Genomic DNA, 17,175 nt, shown 5'->3' with positions numbered 1-17,175 from the left:
CTTGATGAGCCTTGTTGTCTATGCCTATCCACCCAGCGTCTATTGCCAGATCATTCGCATGGCGCTGCACCATCTTGGATTGACAGCACAGATCAATGAGGTTGATCCGTTTTCCGGCACCGGACCCAACCCGCATCCTTTCGGCCTTGTTCCAACCCTGCGCGATAATGATTTCGAACTGTGGGAAACCACCGCGATCCTGCGTTATCTCGATGCGAAATTTGCAAAGGGCACGCTGTCGCCTTCCGCCCCGCACGCCGTTGCCCGGATGGTGCAGGTGCAGAGCATTGTAGATACGCAAGCCTACTGGCCGCTTGTCCGCATGGTCTTTGCCCAACGCGTGGTCGCCCCGGCACTCGGCGATACTGCGGACGAAGGATGTATCGCCGATGGGTTGGCACGTGCCGATCCCGTCCTGAGCGCACTAAACGACATCGCCGGTGAAGGGCTGGTTCTCGCGCCGGGTACAGTCACCCTCGCCGATATCCACCTCGCCCCGATGATCGGATTCTTCAACGCAGCGCCCGAAGGGGCCGAGGTGCTCGGCAGATATCCGGCGCTAGGGCGCTGGTTCAGGGAAATTACCAAGTATCCTTCCTATCGCGATACCTGCCCTCCTCTGACCCGCGTCAATTCCTGACGCGCGGCCACGAACGCACGCTTCACATTGTTTGTCACCGCGCGCCCCGCTATAGGGCTGTCAACGATTGATCACAGGAGACTCGTCCATGTCCAACGCGCAGCTGGAAACCGCCATTGAAGCCGCATGGGAGGCGCGTGATACGATCACGCCCGCGACCACCGGCGAACAGCGCGAGGCCATCGAAGATACGCTGAACGCTCTTGACAGCGGCAGCCTGCGTGTTGCCGAGAAACAGGCCGACAACAGCTGGCACGTGAACCAATGGGCGAAAAAGGCCGTGCTGCTCGGCTTTCGCATCAAGGATATGGAACAACATCCCGGTGGTCCGCAGAACGGCGGCTGGTGGGACAAAGTCGACAGCAAGTTCGCTGGATGGGGCGATAACCAGTGGAAAGACGCCGGCTTTCGTGCCGTGCCCAACTGTATCGTACGCAAATCAGCCTTTATCGCGCCGGGCGTCGTACTGATGCCGTCCTTCGTCAATTTGGGTGCCTATGTCGACGAAGGCACCATGGTCGACACATGGGCCACGGTCGGGTCCTGCGCCCAGATCGGCAAGAACGTGCATTTGTCCGGCGGCGTCGGCATTGGCGGCGTTTTGGAACCAATGCAGGCTGGTCCCACAATCATCGAAGACAATTGTTTCATCGGTGCACGCTCCGAAGTGGTCGAAGGCTGTATCGTGCGCGAAGGGTCTGTGCTGGGCATGGGCGTGTTCATCGGCCAATCCACCAAGATCGTCGACCGCGAAACCGGCGATGTCATGTATGGCGAAGTGCCGCCCTACTCGGTGGTGGTTGCTGGCTCGATGCCTTCCAAGAACAACATCAACCTCTATTGCGCAGTAATCGTGAAACGGGTCGACGCCAAAACCCGCTCCAAGACCGGCATCAACGAGCTGTTGCGTGACTGACAAACCCGCCAAGAAACCGAGCCGCCAGCAGGTCTATACCCTGCTGGTACAGATCGGGCGCAAGACCGGCGACGGATTGCCCAAGGACGCTACTGGCGCTGCGCTGATGTGCTTTGCCAGCGGCATAGACGAGGCCGAAGCCGTGCGTGAAACGGTAGCGATCCTGAAACAGGCCGACACCGCTCCGCTGGACGTGACTGGATATGGCACCCTCGCCGAACGCGAGGCCGAGGGCCACGAGATCGACGACGAAGAGCGCACACTAATGCAGCGGGCGCTGGACGAAAACGCGGTTATCATCGCGCAGATGACACCGTTTTTCGGGGACGAAGCCTGATCAGCCTGCGGTCCATCCGCCATCGACCAGCAAGGACGTGCCCGTGACCAGCGCAGAGGCATCCGATGCCAGATACAACGCCGCGCCCATGATGTCCTGAACCTCTCCGATCCGGCCCAGTTTGATCTTGTCCTTAATCCAGCCTGCCCGATCAGGCCGATCAAGCGTCACCTGGCTGAGCGGGGTGCGAATGAATGTCGGGGCAATTGCGTTGACGCGGATATTGTAAGGTCCCCACTCGACCGCCATCGCCTTGATCATCCCCTCCAACCCCCATTTTGAGGCGCAATAGACCGTACGATCGATCCCGCCGACATGGCCCATCTGGCTTGACAGATGTATGATCGAGCCTGGTTTCCCGGCGTCTTTCAACGCCTTGGCAACCCAGGTCGAAAGGAAATAGGCAGACCGCAGGTTAACGTTCATCACCTGATCGAATTCCGCAGGTTCCGTTTCAAACGCCGGTTTGGGATGCGAGGCACCGGCCGAGTTCACCACGATGTCAAAGAGCCGCCCATCAAGCGCTGTCTCCAGTTGCGCGAGGTCTCCCTGATCCATCTGCAACGCCTCGACCGACCAGCCCCGTGCCGCCATCGCGTCGACCGTCGACGCAAGCCGCTCCATCCCGCGCGCGGTGCACACCACATGCGCGCCCGCCTCGGCCAGTGCAACGGCACACCCCTGCCCGATGCCAGAGGAAGCACCGGTGACGAGGGCGGTCTTTCGGATCAGGCTGAAACTCGGCGGGGTGGGCAACTGGGTCATGCGGGAGTCTCCTGAATGTATATGCCGGCGGATGCCGTTTTGCATTGCTTCCCCGGCGCACCGCAAGGTGCGAATTTGAACCGCGCATGATTATAGGTCTTTGCTTTGTTCACGACCGAGCCTAGCGTGCGCCTCATGAGCACCACTTCAATCCATGACAGCACCTATTCGTGGCTTCGGCTGGGCATCACGTTGTTGATCGGCATGGTGGCCAACGCGGGCATGTGGGCCGTCGTGGTTGTGCTGCCAGCGATTGAAACCGAATTTGGCGCGGGTCGAGCCGAGGCGTCGTTGCCCTATACGCTGACGATGATCGGCTTTGCGGTGGGCAATCTGTTGATCGGGCGCGTGGTTGACCGGTTTGGCGTAACCTTTGCGCTGATCGGGGCGGCCTTTGGCATTGCCGTCGGCTACGGGCTGGCGGTGATTGCGCCGACCATGTTCACCATTTCACTGGCACATCTGGTGCTCGGGCTTGGCACCGCCGTTGGATTTGGCCCACTGATCGCCGACATTTCGCATTGGTTCCTCAAACGGCGCGGCATTGCCGTGGCGCTGGCGGCCAGCGGCAATTACCTGTCTGGCGCAATCTGGCCGACGCTGCTCGCGGATATGCTCGCCGACGGTGGTTGGCGGCAGGCCTACATGACCTTGGCCATCGTAACGCTGGTGGCCTTGATTCCACTGTCGCTGCTCTTGCGTCGCCGGCTCCCTGACGAGGCCCACACTGCCGCCGAAGCGGCATCGGCCTTGCGCGCGCGCAGCGCCGGGTTCAGCCCCCGCACGCTGCAATACATCCTTGGATTTGCGGGCATCGCTTGTTGTGTGGCAATGTCGATGCCACAGGTTCATATCGTCGCCTATTGCGTCGGTCTTGGGTATGGCCCCGCGGTCGGGGCTGAAATGCTGTCTCTGATGCTCTTGGGTGGAGTGGTCAGCCGGGTCATCTCAGGCGTGGTCGCAGACAGGTTGGGCGGAGTGATGACCCTGTTGGTCGGCTCGATCCTGCAATGCCTCGCGCTGTTTCTATATCTGCCTTACGACGGGATGGTGTCACTCTACATCGTCAGCGCCGTGTTTGGCCTCGCCCAGGGCGGCATCGTACCCAGCTATGCCTTGGTCGTACGCGAATACATGCCCGCCAAGGAGGCGGGCGCGCGGGTTGGATTCGTGCTGATGATGACAATTCTCGGGATGGCGTTGGGCGGCTGGATGTCAGGCTGGCTTTACGACATCACTGGCAGTTACCAGATCGCCTTTGCGAACGGCATCGTCTGGAATGGTCTGAATATCGCGATCATGGTGATGTTGTTGCTTCGCACCCGCCCTCGCGCGCCGCGCGCGGTGACAGCCTGATCCGATCAGGCGGATGGCCTCAGCGAGACGATTTCACCTCGCCCCGCTCGCGTGCCAGACGCATCTGTTTCTGACGTTCGCGAAACCGACCCTTGTCGGCCTCTGACGTTTCGTTGACGCAATGATGGCACGACACGCCCGCTTCGTATTCCGGCCGCGTCATGTCTTCGGGGAGGATCGGGCGGCGGCACCCATGGCACAGCTCGTGCGGTCCTTCCTTTAGTCCGTGGCCAACGCTGACGCGATTGTCAAATACAAAGCAATCACCGTTCCAGGCGCTGTCATCCGCCGGCACCTCTTCAAGGTATTTCAGGATACCGCCTTTCAGGTGGTACACATCCTCTACACCCTGCCCCAACAAATAGTTGGTCGACTTCTCGCAACGAATACCGCCGGTACAGAACATTGCGATCCGCTTGTTGTGAAACCTGTGCTTGTTCTGCTGCCACCATTCGGGAAATTCACCAAAGGATTTGGTCTGTGGATCGACCGCGCCGTCAAAGGTTCCGATCGCGACCTCGTAATCGTTCCGCGTGTCGATAACCGCAACATCGGGGCTCTGTATAAGATCGTTCCACCCCTTTGGATCGACATAGTGGCCCACACGCGCCTGCGGATCGACATCCGGCTGGCCCATGGTCACGATCTCTTTCTTCAGGCGGACCTTCATCCGACCAAACGGCGGCTCGGAACTTGTGGATTCCTTCCACTCCAGATCGCTGCAACCCGGCAGAGACCGGATATGCGCCAGCACTGCGTCGATCCCCCCGCGCGGCCCGGCAATCGTGCCGTTGATTCCCTCAGCGGCGAGCAGCAACGTCCCGGTCACATCCTGCGACTGACATAGCTCCAGCAACGCGGGTTTCAGCGCGGCGGGGTCGGCGAACCGGGTAAAGTGGTAAAGGGCGGCGATGGTATACATGCGCCGCCAATTAGCCCTGCGGGGCCTGTGGCGCAAGGGCCTGCATTGACGCGGCCCAACCGCCCGCTTACCCATAAGCACAGGACCAAGGAGACAGATATGACCCGCGCTCTTATCGTGATCGACGTGCAATATGATTTCTGCCCCGGTGGCGCGCTGGCCGTACCCGGCGGCGACCAGATCGTGGGCGGCATCAATCGGTTGATGGTCGATTTCCCCACCGTGATCCTGACGCAAGACTGGCATCCGGCGGGGCATTCGTCGTTCGCCTCATCTCATCCGGGCAAAGCGCCATACGAGACGGTTGAAATGCCCTATGGCACACAGGTGCTGTGGCCCGACCATTGCATCCAGGGCACCTCGGGCGCAGATTTTCATGAGGATTTGAACACAGACCGCGCCGACATGATCATTCGAAAGGGATACAACCCCGCGATCGACAGCTATTCCGCGTTCTTTGAGAACGACAAGACCACGCCAACCGGGCTTGAGGGCTATCTGCGCACGCGCGGCATTACCGATCTGACCATGGTTGGCCTCGCCACCGACTTCTGCGTCAACTTCTCGGCGGTGGATGCGGCAAAGCTGGGTTTTTCGGTGACGCTCGACCGTGACCTCTGCCGTGCCATTGACCTGAACGGTTCGCTCGCCGCTGCAATGAACGGCATGGCGGGCGCCGGCGTAAAGCTCGGCTGATCCGTCAGCTTGCTGGCGGGCGGCGTGGTGGTTGTCTGGATATCTGCACCGCGAAAATCGCCAGCGTCACAATCAAAACACCAACAAGGTCCAGCGGGCCAAGCGTTTCGCCCAACAGGAACGCCGCAATCGCCACACCAAAAACCGGGTTGAGAAAGTGAAAGGTCGCCGCGCGCACCGGGCCAATCCGATCAAGCAGCATGAACCATATCAGCGTGGCGGCAAGCCCCGGAATCAGCGTGGCGTAAAAGAACGCAAAAATCAGCGGTGTCGTCAGGTTGACGTGAATGGTTTCAAACGCCAGCGAAGCCGCGAGCAGGCAGACCGCCCCAACCAGCATCTGCAACCCGACGACCATCATGAAATTGCCACCGGATGTGGCACCACGTACCGAGAGCGTTGCAAAGGTCAGCGCGAGGACGCCAATCGCGCATAACATCAGGCCATATAGATCGATGCCAGCCGTGATGCGGGACCCCATGATCAACGCGACGCCAGCGATCCCGGCGAACAGGCCAAAAATGCCCAGTGGCCGCATCTTCTCACCCAACAACAGCCAACTGGCAATCGCCAGAAGCAGCGGCATGGCCGAGGCGATGATCGCCGCGACGCTGGCCTGAATGGTCTGCATCGCAACAAAGTTGAGGCCGAGATAGAGCGCGTTCTGACACACTCCAAACAGGATCGTAGCGTACCATTGCTTGGGCGTTAGACGAAACGGCTGACCCATCATCCGGGCGATCGCGATCCCGATGAGGCCCGACAACAGAAACCGCATTGCCAGAGAAAACAGAGGCGACGCATCTGCGACGATGATCCGCGCGGACGTAAAGGCTGAAGACCACATGAACGCAAAGGCAAGGCCCATCAGGACAGAACGGAAATCCATCTTTAGCCTACCGCCGGCCCGGCCGGTTCCCACAGCTCAATCGGGTTGCCCTCGGGATCATGAATGCGGGCAAAGCGGCCAATTTCCGAATCCCATTCAGCCCGGGTTTCAACGGCGATGTCGGCGGCAACAAGCTGAGCAATCAGCCCGTCAAGGTCATCGACCCTGAAATTCAGCATGACCTGTCTGTCCTGTTCGAAATAGGTCGAGTCGCGCGGGAACGGAGCAAAGACGGTCGGGCCCGCCGATTGCATCCAGGCACCTTGTGAGAGATCAATGCCCAGATGGGTCCGGTACCACGAGGACAGCGCCTCTGCATCGCCCGCCCGCAGAAACACACCGCCGATTCCAGTCGCCTGTGCCATTGTGCGCCCCTCCCAGCCGCGACCAACGAAAAAGGGCCGCCTCGGGGCGACCCTTTCGCATTATTCAGTGTGGCGCAAGATCAGCCGTTCACGCTGTCCTTGAGCGCCTTGGCGATGGTCATCTTGACGACCTTGTCCGCCTCTTTCTTGAACTGCTCGCCGGTCGCAGGGTTGCGAACCATGCGCTCGGGGCGTTCGCGGCAATAGATTTTGCCAACGCCCGGCAGAGTCACGGCACCACCGCCCGACACTTCGCGGGTGATCAGACCGGTGATTGCGTCCAGTGCAGCGCCAGCGGATTTCTTGTCTGTGTCCATATCCTCGGCCAGTGCGGCGACGAGTTGTGTTTTGGTCATTGGTTTTGACATTGTTCTTGCTCTCCTTCGTCTGCCCGAACTCTTGGGCCTCATGCCGTTTGTTTAACGGTATATGGTGTATGAACACAACGAATAGTGGGTGCTGGCAAGCCCAAATGTGCTGTTTTTAGCTGTTTTAGGCCGATTTTGTGGGGTCAGAGGAAGGCAGTCTCGTCAAAGGACCGCAATTTCCTGCTGTGCAACCGCTCAAGCGGCATGTTTCGCAAGGATTCCATCGCGCGGATTCCGATGCTCAGATGGCGTGAAACCTGTGTATTATAGAAATCTGACGCCATGCCGGGCAGCTTCAGTTCGCCATGCAGGGGCTTGTCGGACACACACAAGAGCGTGCCATAGGGCACCCGGAACCGATATCCGTTCGCCGCAATGGTCGCGCTTTCCATATCCAGCGCGATTGACCTGCTCTGGCTGAGACGCTGGACCGGACCCGATTGATCGCGCAGTTCCCAGTTCCGGTTGTCGATGGTCGCAACCGTACCTGTACGCATGATCCGCTTGAGGTCGAACCCGTCGAGTTCCGTGACGTCGGCAACCGCCTGTTCCAGCGCGATCTGAATTTCCGCAAGCGCGGGGATCGGCGTCCACACAGGCAGGTCGTCATCCAGCACGTGATCTTCGCGCAGATAAGCATGGGCCAGCACGAAATCACCAAGTGCCTGACTGTTGCGCAATCCGGCGCAATGGCCAACCATGAGCCAAGCATGCGGCCGCAACACCGCGATATGGTCGGTAGCGGTTTTCGCATTGGACGGACCAACACCGATATTGACCAGCGTTATGCCTGACCCATCGGACCGTTTCAGGTGATACGTCGGCATCTGCGGCAACTTCAACGGCTGCTCGATCGGGGCATCCGGCGTGGTGATCTCTATGTTGTGGGTCGAGACAAAGCTGCAATACCCGCTTTCCGGATCCGCGAGTTGCGTGCGGGCATAAGCCTCAAACTCGGACACGTAAATCTGATAGTTGGTGAACAGAACATGGTTCTGGAAATGCTCTGGATTTGTCGCGGTATAGTGCGACAGGCGGGCCAGCGAGTAATCGATGCGCTGCGCCGTAAAGAGCGACAGGGGTCCGGTGCCGTTTGGCGCGATATGGGTGCCGTTGACGATGTCGTCATTGGTGGTCGCAAGATCAGGCACATCAAAGACATCGCGCAGGATGAAGTCCGCCGCGCCTTGCTGCGGGACCGTCAGGTTGGGGTCCTGAGCCACTGCAAAGTGAACCGGGATTGGTGTGTCGGACACGCCGATCGTAACTGGCAGGTTGTGATTGCGGATCAACAGACCGATCTGTTGGATGAGATAATGGCTGAACAAATCCGGTCGCGTTATCGTCGTCGCATAAGTGCCGGGCGCAGCGATATGGCCGAAACTGAGCCTTGTATCGACCTGCGCATAGCTGGATGTGGTGATCCGAACCTCAGGATAAAAGGCGCGGATGCGGTGATCCGGTGCGCCATTCTGCATCGCCTCGCGGAACCGCTGGGTCAGAAATTCGGTCGCCTGCGTGTATAAAGCGCACAGCCGCGCCACGGCCTCTTTGGCATCGGTAAAGTCTTGCGGGGCGAGGGGGTCGGGACTTTGGGTTTCGTTCATGTCGGTGTCTCTAAAACGTCTATCTTCTCAAATTTACGAACGTCGACCAGACCCAAATCCGAAATACGCAACTCGGGTATCACCACCAAAGCCAGCAACGAATGCTGCATGTAGGCATTATTCAGATCACAACCACAGTCGCGCATCGCCTGCATCATGCGTTCGGCATCCTGCGCCACCTGTTGCGCGGGGCTGTCGGACATCAGACCGGCGATAGAGAGCTTGACGAGGGCCAGTTCCGCATCATTGCGAAACACCGTGATGCCGCCGCCGACCTCGGCCAGCCGGTTGGCGGCAAGCGCCATCTGGTCCCGATCGGTTCCGACAACGATCATGTGGTGGCTGTCGTGCGCGACTGTCGACGCCATTGCCATACGCCCGCCATAGCCAAAGCCAGAAACAAACCCGTTCACGACGCCACCAGTGGCGCGATGGCGTTCGACCAATGCGATCTGACAGACCTCGCCTTCGCCCTCGACCAGCCCGTCACGCACCGGCAGATCGACCTGCAGCGCCTTGGTCGGGGCCTGGTTTTCGACGACGCCGATCACGTTCGCGCGGGCGAGATTGGCACCTTCGGGGGCTGCGATCTCGAAATCCGTGTCAGTCAGGGCGTGACCCAGATGCACCGTATTGCGCGCCGCACCCGGCCAATCATAATGCGGACAGTCGACCAGGCACTCGCCATCCCGCGCGACAATCTGGCCGCGCGCGATCACAAGGTCGATGGGCAGTGTGGCCAAATCCGTCGTCAGAACAACATCGGCGCGACGGCCCGGAGTGATTGATCCGATCTCACGCTCAAGCCCGAAATGGGTTGCCGTATTCAGCGTCGCCATTTGCAAGGCGATCAGCGGATCACACCCGCAGGCAATGGCGTGACGCACCACCCGGTTCATGTGGCCTTCGTTCACCAGCGTCCCCGAATGGCAGTCGTCGGTGCACAGGATGAAATTGCGCGGGTCGAGACCTTTTTCCGTGATCGCGGTGATCTGGCTCTCTACATCGTACCACGCGCTGCCCAGCCGCATCATCGACCGCATCCCCTGCCGCACACGGGCAATCGCATCGGCTTCGCAGGTGCCTTCGTGATCATCCGCCGGGCCACCCGCGACATAGGCGGCGAAATCAGGCCCCAGATCGGGCGAGGCATAGTGCCCGCCAACGGTCTTGCCCACACGTTGTGTCGCGGCGATCTCGGCCAGCATCTTGGGGTCAGCATTGGCAACGCCGGGAAAGTTCATCATCTCGCCCAGCCCGATGATGCCGGGCCAGTTCATCGCCTCGGCAACATCCTCTGGCGAAATCTCGTGGCCTGTGGTTTCCAGACCCGGCGCCGAGGGCGCGCAGGACGGCATTTGGGTAAAAATGTTGACGGGCTGCATCAGCGCCTCGTCATGCATCATCCGCACACCGGCCAGTCCCAGCACGTTGGCGATCTCATGCGGGTCGGTGAACATGCTGGTGGTGCCGTGGGGAATGACCGCGCGGGAAAATTCTGCCGGGGTCAGCATGCCGCTCTCGATATGCATATGGGCATCGCAGAGCCCCGGGATCATGTAACGCCCTTCGGCCTCGATCACCTGCGTATCGGGGCCCGTACAATAGGACGCATCCGGCCCGACATAGGCGATGCGACCGCGTACAATCGCGATGTCATGGTTTGGCAAGGTCTCGCGGCTGTGCACATTGACCCAAATACCGCCGCGGATAACCGTATCAGCATGCGCGCGGCCAGCGGCAACGGCGATCAGGTCAGGGGCAACATCGGGCCATGTAGGAAATGTGGTCTCTGTCATGGCGCAATTGTCCTGATTGCCATGGTGGGCGCAACCCCTGAGCTTGCGTAACAGGCACTCGCCCGCTTGCCAGACGGCAGAAATTGCGAAAGGCTGGACCGCATGGATTATGAAAACGTATCAGCCGAGGATTTCGGGCAGAGCCTGACGGGGATCGGGCTGAACATTTTGGTGCGTGATGTCGTGGCGCAATGCCAATTCCTGAATACCGTGTTTGACATGCAATCCCATCAGGTCAGCGCAGATTTTGCCATCGTCACCTATGGCTCGCAAGTGTTTCAGCTGCACAGCGATGGCACCTATCACGCGAACCCGCTGCTTGGCCTCTTGCCCGAGAACCCACCGCGAGGTGCCGGGGTCGAGATACGGTTGTATGCAACCGACCCGGACCAGGCCGCCGAACGTGCAGAAAAGACCGGACATGTGGTTCTGCAAGCCCCCACAGATAAACCGCATGGGCTGCGCGAGGCCTATATTCTTTGCGACAACGGCTATGCGTGGGTGCCAAGCAGACCACTCTGATCGGCGGCCATCTCGGTCCTGAGCCACGAGGCAAAGGCAACGGTGCCGGGAGAATGCTCCGCCTGTGGCGACAATATGAGATAGTAGGCCTCTTGCATCGGCGCGCGATGTTCAAACGGCGCAACGAGGTGGCCGGTTTGAATCAACCCTCCGGCAATTGCGTCATGGGCCAGCGCCAGCCCGCCTCCTGCCAGCGCGACAGACAGGGACAGGGTGAATGTGGTGGCGTAGGTCACTGGAGGATCAGGCCACGGCAGGTTCTGATCTTCGGCCCAGGCCGCCCAGTTGCACAACAGGTTTGAACAATCATACAGCGGCTGCATCGCCAGATCGGCGAGCGTGACCGGATAGCCCGGCGCGCAGACCGGATAGTAGTGATCAGAGCGCAGCTGCTCTGCGCGGATCGAATCCGCCGGACGCAGGGAAAAGCGGATTTCGACATCAACCCCTTCGGTCATGGCGCGGGGTTCCCAGAGTTCGGTCGAGAGGTTCAGCCGCACTTCGGGATGCGCCGCGCGAAACCGGGCGAGCCGTGGGGCCAGCCAATGCACGGCAAATGTCAGGTTGGACTGAACCTGCACCACGTCCTGATCGGTTCCGGTGATGGCCCGAGTGCCGCGCACCAGTGTCCGAAACGCATCACGCACCACTGGGAGATAGGTCAACCCGCTTTCTGTCAGCTCCAGCGCACGGGGCCTACGATGAAACAGCGGGCGCCCCAGATAGGCTTCCAGCGACTTGATCTGCTGACTGACCGCGCTTTGCGTCATGTTGAGATCGCGCGCGGCACCGGTAAACGACAGGTTGCGGGCGGCCGCCTCGAAGGTGCGCAGCCAACCGAGTGGTGGCAGAGGAGCTTGCATTGCATAATCTTGCCATAAGTTAAACTAATGCGAAAGGGTCGATTTTTTCGTTCGATTTACCGTATCATCACAGGCAGAACTTGAACCAACCGGAGGACATAAAATGACCGTCACCACATTGCGACCGAACATGGATCATTGGCAGGAGCGGGTTGATCTGGCTGCTGCCTTTCGCTGGACCGCGCGCCTGAACATGCATGAAGGCGTGTCCAACCACTTTTCCATGGCGACCAATGAGGAAGGCACCAAGTTCCTGATGAACCGCAATCAGGTGCATTTCAGCCGCATAACAGCGAGCGATCTGCTGGAACTGGATGCAAACGACCCGGATACGCTGAACGGCCCCGACGCGCCTGATCCGACGGCTTGGGGGCTGCATGGCGGCATTCATCGGCACTGTCCCCATGCACGCTGTGCGATGCATGTGCACTCGATCCACGCCACCGTTCTGGCAAGCCTTGCAGACAGTCGGTTGCTGCCGATTGACCAGAACTGCGCCACGTTTTTCAATCGTTACGTTATTGATGACGGCTATGGCGGTCTGGCGTTTGAGGATGAAGGCGAGCGCTGTGCCGCGTTGCTGACTGATCCGAAATGCAAGGTGATGATCATGGGCAACCACGGTGTCATGGTCATCGGGGATACGGTCGCGGATACCTTCAACCGGATGTATTTCTTTGAACGCGCCGCCGAAACCTATATCCGCGCGCTTCAGACCGGGCAGCCGCTGCGGGTTCTGCCAGATGACATCGCCGAAAAGACCGCGCGCGAGTTGGAAGAATATCCAGAGCAGGCCGACAGGCATCTGGACGAACTCAAGGCCATTCTGGACGACGAGGGTTCGAACTATGCCAACTGACGGCTAATCGAAGCGTCAGAACAACATCCACTCAACAGAGAACAAGCGGATCAAGATGCAATACGGGTTGAACGAAGAACAGGAGATGATCGCCTCGACAGTGCGCTCCTTTGTCGAGAACGAGATCTATCCGCATGAAGATCTGGTGGAACGTACCGGCGAGGTCCCCGACGAGATCGCGCAGGAGATCAAGCGCAAGACGCGAGAATTGGGGTTTTATGCCTGCAACTTTCCTGAAAGCGTTGGGTGTGCCGGGCTGAACCATATGGAATTCGCGCTGGTGGAACGTGAGCTTGGGCGCGGATCAATGGCGCTCAACCACTTTTTTGGCCGCCCGCAGAATATCCTGATGGCCTGTGAAGGCGAGCAGATCGAACGCTATCTGATGCCCGCCGTGCGCGGCGAGCGCATGGATGCGCTGGCGATGACTGAACCGGGCGCAGGATCGGACGTGCGCGGCATGAAATGCGCCGCCGTGCGGGACGGCGGCGACTGGGTGGTGAACGGCACGAAGCACTTCATATCGGGGGCTGATCACGCCGATTTCGTCATCGTCTTCATCGCCACGGGTGAGGATCAGACCCCAAAGGGACCAAAAAAGCGGATCACCGCGTTTCTTGTCGACCGGGGCACGCCCGGGTTTACCATTCGGGACGGATACAAATCCGTGTCCCATCGCGGCTACAAGAACATGATCCTTGAGTTCGACGACTGCCGTTTGCCCAATGCGCAGGTTCTGGGCGAGGTCGACGGCGGGTTCGAAGTGATGAACACTTGGCTTTATGCCACGCGCATCACCGTGGCCACGATGTCTGTGGGTCGGGCACGGCGGGTGTTTGACTATGCTCTAGACTATGCGGCGACGCGGGAACAGTTCGGGCAAAAGATCGGCAAGTTTCAGGGCGTATCGTTTCAGATTGCTGACATGATCACCGAGATTGACGCCGCAGATCTGCTGACGCTGGCTGTGGCAGATCGGCTGGACAGGGACTTGCCCGCCAACCGCGAGATTGCGAGTGCCAAGCTTTATGCGAGCGAAATGCTGGCACGGGTGACCGACACTGCGATCCAGATCCACGGAGGCATGGGGCTGATGGATGATTACCCGCTCGAGCGGTTCTGGCGCGATGCACGTGTGGAGCGGATATGGGACGGAACCAGCGAGATTCAGCGCCATATCATCAGCCGTGATCTGTTGCGGGCCATGGGCGCGTGACCGCGTTTCGAATGGGCTGTGCCCATCCGACCGATGCGAGGGGCCAGCCCCTCGCGCTCCCCGGGGTGTATTCAGCAAGAAAAAGGGGGAGCGACCGCTTGCTCACCCCCCTCAAAGAGAACGTTCTCTCTTTTCCTTGCACGGCCATCGGCGCCCCCGCCTGTACCGCTCATTCAGCTTTGCCGCGAAGGGTTAATAATTCGTTTTCTATAAACGATGCGCCCAACGCGCGTGGAGCCGGGTCAGAATAATGGCGCGCGATCTGGCCCGAATGCTGGCCCCGCGGAACATTGCCGTCGTCGGTGGTGGCACTTGGTGTGCATCCATCATCGATGCGGCGCGGCGGATTGGTTTTGATGGGACGATTGTGCCGGTTCATCCTGACGGCAAGGAGATTGCGGGGCTGCGCGCGGTCCCGAGCCTCGCGGACTGTCCTGTTTCGATCGATGCGGCCTTTGTTGGCGTGAACCGGCACGCCACTATCGACATTGTTTCGGAGTTGTCCCAATTGGGCAGCGGCGGCGCGGTCTGTTTTGCTTCGGGGTTTACCGAAGCGACAACCGAAGATGCAAACGGCGCGAGTTTGCAGGCGCAATTGGTTGCAGCGGCGGGCGACATGCCGGTACTTGGCCCCAATTGCTATGGCTTTGTCAACGCTTTGGACAGAACCGCAGTCTGGCCGGATCAGCACGGGATGCAGCCGGTTGACCGGGGCGTTGCAATCCTGACGCAATCCTCGAACATCGCGATCAACATGACCATGCAGCAACGGGCCTTGCCGATTGCCTATATGGTCACCTGCGGAAACATGGCGCAGACACGTCAGGCCGAAATCGCGGCGGCCCTGCTGGACGATCCACGCGTGACTGCGATCGGGTTGCATATAGAGGGGTTCGGCAACCTGCGCGACTGGGAGGCCTTGGCGCAAAAGGCGCACGAGCGTGGCGTACCTCTGGTGGCGCTTAAGGTCGGTAAATCCGGGCAGGCACAGCGCGCGACGATTTCGCATACGGCGTCGCTTGCGGGGAGTGACGCCGGTGCGCAGGCGTTGCTGGATCGGCTGGGCATCGCGCGTGTGAACGCGGTGCCGGATTTCATGGAAACGCTGAAACTGTTGCACTGCGTGGGGCCACTTGTCTCAAACCGGATCGCGTCGATCAGTTGTTCGGGCGGGGAGGCCAGCCTGATCGCGGATATGGCCACCGAGCGTGACGTGATCTTTCCACCGCTCACGGCCACGCAACAAAAAGACTTGAAATCTGCGTTAGGGCCGATGGTCGCCTTGGCCAATCCTCTGGATTATCACACCTATATCTGGCTGGATCAGATCACGATGGCGCAGGCCTGGTCGGCGATGACGGGGAGCGACGTCGGCCTGACGCTGAGCATCGTGGATTATCCGCACACAAATGCCGATGACTGGACCTGTGCGACAGAAGCGGCGATTGCGGTGCGATCCGACACGGGTGCCCCATTTGCTGTTGTCGCGAGCCTGCCCGAGTTGATGCCCTTGGCCGTCGCAGAACATTTGATGGCGCATGGCATTGTTCCGATGTCAGGATTGGCCGAAGCTCTGGCTGCTGCCGAAGCTGCCTCGCGGATTTCTGCGCCTGATGCGACGCCCGTGTTGATGCCCGGCAGCGCCATGGCTGACAGTGTGCTAACCGAAGCGGGCGCCAAGGCAGCGCTAAAGGTACATGGCCTGGCTGTTCCAGGGTTTCGAACGGTCCACAGCACCGATGGCCTGGTGGGCGCAGCAGAGGACCTTTGTCCGCCCTTTGCCCTGAAAGGCGTCGGGTTGGCGCACAAATCGGAACATGGGGCTGTTCGCCTCGGGCTGACGCCGCACCAGTTGAAACAGGCGGCGCAAGAGATCGGCACGGACTCTTTTCTGATCGAAGAGATGGTCACTGACGGTGTGGCCGAATTGCTGGTCGGCGTGACGCGGGATGAGGCGCATGGTTATGTGCTGACGCTAGGTGCAGGGGGTATTCTGACGGAACTGCTGCGGGATACGGTATCGCTGTTGCTGCCGGTGTCGGAGGCGCAGATCGCAAAGGCCCTGACGCAGCTCAAATGCAAGCCGCTGCTGACGGGTTATCGCGGCAGGCCCGCCGCCGATATGGGCGCGATCCTGCGCGCGGTCCTGGCGGTACAAGACTATGTGGTTGCCAACGCGGATACCGTTGGCGAAGTAGAAATCAACCCGCTGATCTGCACCCCTACCCGGGCAGTTGCAGTGGACGCACTGATCCGAAAGGCCAAGACATGACAACATCCCCCATCACCACCGAACGCGACGGAGCCGTTCTGCTCGTCACTTTGGATCGGCCAAAGGCAAACGCCATCGACCTTGCGACCAGCCGCATCATGGGCGAGGTCTTTCGCGATTTTCGGGATGATCCTGACCTGAGGGTCGCAGTTCTGACCGCTGCGGGGGACAAGTTCTTTTGCCCCGGCTGGGATTTGAAGGCGGCCGCAGACGGGGATGCGGTTGATGGCGATTACGGCGTCGGCGGGTTCGGTGGCCTGCAGGAATTGCGCGGAATGAACAAACCGGTCATCGCGGCGGTCAACGGCATTGCCTGTGGCGGCGGGCTGGAACTGGCCCTGAGTGCCGACATGATCCTGGCGGCAGACCACGCGACCTTTGCGCTGCCGGAAATCCGATCAGGCACCGTTGCCGATGCGGCGAGCGTCAAACTGCCCAAGCGCATCCCCTATCACATCGCGATGGAACTGTTGCTTACCGGGCGGTGGTTTGATGCGGATGAGGCCCATCGGTGGGGGCTGGTAAACGAGGTCTTGCCTGCTGACAGCCTGATGGATCGTGCGCTGGAGCTGGCACAACTGATCGCAAGCGGCCCACCTTTGGTCTATGCGGCAATCAAGGAAGTCGTACGGGATGCCGAAGATTCCAAGTTTCAGGATGCGATGAACCGGATCACCAACCGGCAACTGCAATCGGTGGATGTCCTTTATTCATCCGAGGATCAGTTGGAAGGCGCGCGCGCCTTTGCCGAAAAGCGCGATCCGGTCTGGAAGGGGCGCTAAC

Annotated in this window: 18 protein-coding genes; 10 read left to right on the top strand and 8 right to left on the bottom strand. The window is 60.0% G+C overall.

Features of this window, described 5'->3' with window-relative positions; all coding sequences use genetic code 11:
* Positions 1-4 precede the first annotated feature (4 nt).
* The 3 genes from ABJO75_RS11730 (at position 5) to ABJO75_RS11720 (ending at position 1,893) form a co-directional block, all read left to right on the top strand.
* On the top strand, positions 5-640 hold the full coding sequence (locus ABJO75_RS11730; protein WP_348128322.1) for a glutathione S-transferase family protein: 636 nt from the start codon (positions 5-7) through the stop codon (positions 638-640).
* An 88-nt stretch (positions 641-728) separates the two neighbouring features.
* Positions 729-1,556 (top strand): 2,3,4,5-tetrahydropyridine-2,6-dicarboxylate N-succinyltransferase, encoded by an 828-nt coding sequence (dapD, locus tag ABJO75_RS11725; protein ID WP_348128319.1) that lies wholly within the window; start codon positions 729-731, stop codon positions 1,554-1,556.
* Positions 1,549-1,893: a hypothetical protein gene (locus ABJO75_RS11720; RefSeq protein WP_348128316.1), complete on the top strand. Its 345-nt coding sequence runs from the start codon at positions 1,549-1,551 to the stop codon at positions 1,891-1,893. The genes dapD and ABJO75_RS11720 overlap by 8 nt, the downstream gene beginning before the upstream one ends.
* Here ABJO75_RS11720 and ABJO75_RS11715 read toward each other — a convergent pair whose 3' ends face one another.
* A complete protein-coding gene (locus ABJO75_RS11715) occupies positions 1,894-2,658 on the bottom strand; it encodes an SDR family oxidoreductase (protein ID WP_348128314.1) in 765 nt (254 codons plus the stop codon).
* A 135-nt stretch (positions 2,659-2,793) separates the two neighbouring features.
* On the opposite strand from ABJO75_RS11715, the gene ABJO75_RS11710 reads away from it, so the two are divergent.
* The gene (locus ABJO75_RS11710) at positions 2,794-4,014 is read left to right on the top strand and encodes an MFS transporter (protein ID WP_348128311.1); all 1,221 of its coding nucleotides are present in this window, start codon (positions 2,794-2,796) and stop codon (positions 4,012-4,014) included.
* A 19-nt stretch (positions 4,015-4,033) separates the two neighbouring features.
* Here ABJO75_RS11710 and ABJO75_RS11705 read toward each other — a convergent pair whose 3' ends face one another.
* Positions 4,034-4,936 carry a rhodanese-related sulfurtransferase gene (locus tag ABJO75_RS11705; protein WP_348128308.1) on the bottom strand — a complete coding sequence of 301 codons (903 nt, stop codon included), beginning with the start codon at positions 4,934-4,936 and terminating at the stop codon, positions 4,034-4,036.
* A 99-nt stretch (positions 4,937-5,035) separates the two neighbouring features.
* Between ABJO75_RS11705 and pncA the strand changes: the two genes are divergently transcribed.
* Positions 5,036-5,632: a bifunctional nicotinamidase/pyrazinamidase gene (gene pncA, locus ABJO75_RS11700; RefSeq protein ID WP_348128306.1), complete on the top strand. Its 597-nt coding sequence runs from the start codon at positions 5,036-5,038 to the stop codon at positions 5,630-5,632.
* A 4-nt stretch (positions 5,633-5,636) separates the two neighbouring features.
* Here pncA and ABJO75_RS11695 read toward each other — a convergent pair whose 3' ends face one another.
* From ABJO75_RS11695 to ABJO75_RS11675, 5 genes are all read right to left on the bottom strand, one after another.
* Entirely contained in the window at positions 5,637-6,521 is an 885-nt protein-coding gene (locus ABJO75_RS11695; RefSeq protein WP_348128304.1) for a DMT family transporter, read from the bottom strand.
* A 2-nt stretch (positions 6,522-6,523) separates the two neighbouring features.
* A complete protein-coding gene (locus ABJO75_RS11690; RefSeq protein WP_348128301.1) occupies positions 6,524-6,886 on the bottom strand; it encodes a VOC family protein in 363 nt (120 codons plus the stop codon).
* A gap of 80 nt (positions 6,887-6,966) precedes the next feature.
* Positions 6,967-7,254: an HU family DNA-binding protein gene (locus tag ABJO75_RS11685; RefSeq protein ID WP_348128299.1), complete on the bottom strand. Its 288-nt coding sequence runs from the start codon at positions 7,252-7,254 to the stop codon at positions 6,967-6,969.
* A gap of 143 nt (positions 7,255-7,397) precedes the next feature.
* A complete protein-coding gene (locus tag ABJO75_RS11680) occupies positions 7,398-8,861 on the bottom strand; it encodes an AMP nucleosidase (RefSeq protein WP_348128297.1) in 1,464 nt (487 codons plus the stop codon).
* Entirely contained in the window at positions 8,858-10,660 is a 1,803-nt protein-coding gene (locus ABJO75_RS11675; RefSeq protein WP_348128294.1) for an adenine deaminase, read from the bottom strand. The genes ABJO75_RS11680 and ABJO75_RS11675 overlap by 4 nt, the downstream gene beginning before the upstream one ends.
* A 102-nt stretch (positions 10,661-10,762) precedes the next feature.
* Between ABJO75_RS11675 and ABJO75_RS11670 the strand changes: the two genes are divergently transcribed.
* A complete protein-coding gene (locus ABJO75_RS11670; protein ID WP_348128291.1) occupies positions 10,763-11,182 on the top strand; it encodes a glyoxalase in 420 nt (139 codons plus the stop codon).
* On the opposite strand, the gene ABJO75_RS11665 is transcribed toward ABJO75_RS11670, so the two are convergent.
* Positions 11,152-12,045: a LysR substrate-binding domain-containing protein gene (locus ABJO75_RS11665; protein ID WP_348128289.1), complete on the bottom strand. Its 894-nt coding sequence runs from the start codon at positions 12,043-12,045 to the stop codon at positions 11,152-11,154. The genes ABJO75_RS11670 and ABJO75_RS11665 overlap by 31 nt on opposite strands.
* A 103-nt stretch (positions 12,046-12,148) precedes the next feature.
* Between ABJO75_RS11665 and ABJO75_RS11660 the strand changes: the two genes are divergently transcribed.
* From ABJO75_RS11660 to ABJO75_RS11645, 4 genes are all read left to right on the top strand, one after another.
* Entirely contained in the window at positions 12,149-12,904 is a 756-nt protein-coding gene (locus ABJO75_RS11660; RefSeq protein WP_348128286.1) for a class II aldolase and adducin N-terminal domain-containing protein, read from the top strand.
* A gap of 55 nt (positions 12,905-12,959) precedes the next feature.
* Positions 12,960-14,120: an acyl-CoA dehydrogenase family protein gene (locus ABJO75_RS11655; protein WP_348128283.1), complete on the top strand. Its 1,161-nt coding sequence runs from the start codon at positions 12,960-12,962 to the stop codon at positions 14,118-14,120.
* 250 nt (positions 14,121-14,370) lie between these two features.
* Positions 14,371-16,392, top strand: coding sequence for an acetate--CoA ligase family protein (locus tag ABJO75_RS11650; RefSeq protein WP_348128280.1), 2,022 nt, complete (start codon positions 14,371-14,373; stop codon positions 16,390-16,392).
* Positions 16,389-17,174: a carnitinyl-CoA dehydratase gene (locus ABJO75_RS11645; RefSeq protein WP_348128277.1), complete on the top strand. Its 786-nt coding sequence runs from the start codon at positions 16,389-16,391 to the stop codon at positions 17,172-17,174. Before ABJO75_RS11650 ends, ABJO75_RS11645 begins: the two co-directional genes overlap by 4 nt.
* Position 17,175: the final 1 nt, after the last annotated feature.

Origin of the sequence: Sedimentitalea sp. (genome assembly GCF_039973035.1) — a bacterium.
GTDB lineage: Bacteria > Pseudomonadota > Alphaproteobacteria > Rhodobacterales > Rhodobacteraceae > Sedimentitalea.
This window is presented reverse-complemented; position numbering and strand designations above follow the sequence as displayed.

Coding starts and splice junctions, on each gene's coding strand:
- ABJO75_RS11730 (WP_348128322.1), top strand. CDS start 5: ATGAGCCTTGTTGTCTATGCCTATCCACCCAGCGTCTATTGCCAGATC.
- dapD (WP_348128319.1), top strand. CDS start 729: ATGTCCAACGCGCAGCTGGAAACCGCCATTGAAGCCGCATGGGAGGCG.
- ABJO75_RS11715 (WP_348128314.1), bottom strand. CDS start 2,658: ATGACCCAGTTGCCCACCCCGCCGAGTTTCAGCCTGATCCGAAAGACC.
- ABJO75_RS11710 (WP_348128311.1), top strand. CDS start 2,794: ATGAGCACCACTTCAATCCATGACAGCACCTATTCGTGGCTTCGGCTG.
- ABJO75_RS11705 (WP_348128308.1), bottom strand. CDS start 4,936: ATGTATACCATCGCCGCCCTTTACCACTTTACCCGGTTCGCCGACCCC.
- pncA (WP_348128306.1), top strand. CDS start 5,036: ATGACCCGCGCTCTTATCGTGATCGACGTGCAATATGATTTCTGCCCC.
- ABJO75_RS11695 (WP_348128304.1), bottom strand. CDS start 6,521: ATGGATTTCCGTTCTGTCCTGATGGGCCTTGCCTTTGCGTTCATGTGG.
- ABJO75_RS11690 (WP_348128301.1), bottom strand. CDS start 6,886: ATGGCACAGGCGACTGGAATCGGCGGTGTGTTTCTGCGGGCGGGCGAT.
- ABJO75_RS11685 (WP_348128299.1), bottom strand. CDS start 7,254: ATGTCAAAACCAATGACCAAAACACAACTCGTCGCCGCACTGGCCGAG.
- ABJO75_RS11680 (WP_348128297.1), bottom strand. CDS start 8,861: ATGAACGAAACCCAAAGTCCCGACCCCCTCGCCCCGCAAGACTTTACC.
- ABJO75_RS11675 (WP_348128294.1), bottom strand. CDS start 10,660: ATGACAGAGACCACATTTCCTACATGGCCCGATGTTGCCCCTGACCTG.
- ABJO75_RS11670 (WP_348128291.1), top strand. CDS start 10,763: ATGGATTATGAAAACGTATCAGCCGAGGATTTCGGGCAGAGCCTGACG.
- ABJO75_RS11665 (WP_348128289.1), bottom strand. CDS start 12,045: ATGCAAGCTCCTCTGCCACCACTCGGTTGGCTGCGCACCTTCGAGGCG.
- ABJO75_RS11660 (WP_348128286.1), top strand. CDS start 12,149: ATGACCGTCACCACATTGCGACCGAACATGGATCATTGGCAGGAGCGG.
- ABJO75_RS11655 (WP_348128283.1), top strand. CDS start 12,960: ATGCAATACGGGTTGAACGAAGAACAGGAGATGATCGCCTCGACAGTG.
- ABJO75_RS11650 (WP_348128280.1), top strand. CDS start 14,371: ATGGCGCGCGATCTGGCCCGAATGCTGGCCCCGCGGAACATTGCCGTC.
- ABJO75_RS11645 (WP_348128277.1), top strand. CDS start 16,389: ATGACAACATCCCCCATCACCACCGAACGCGACGGAGCCGTTCTGCTC.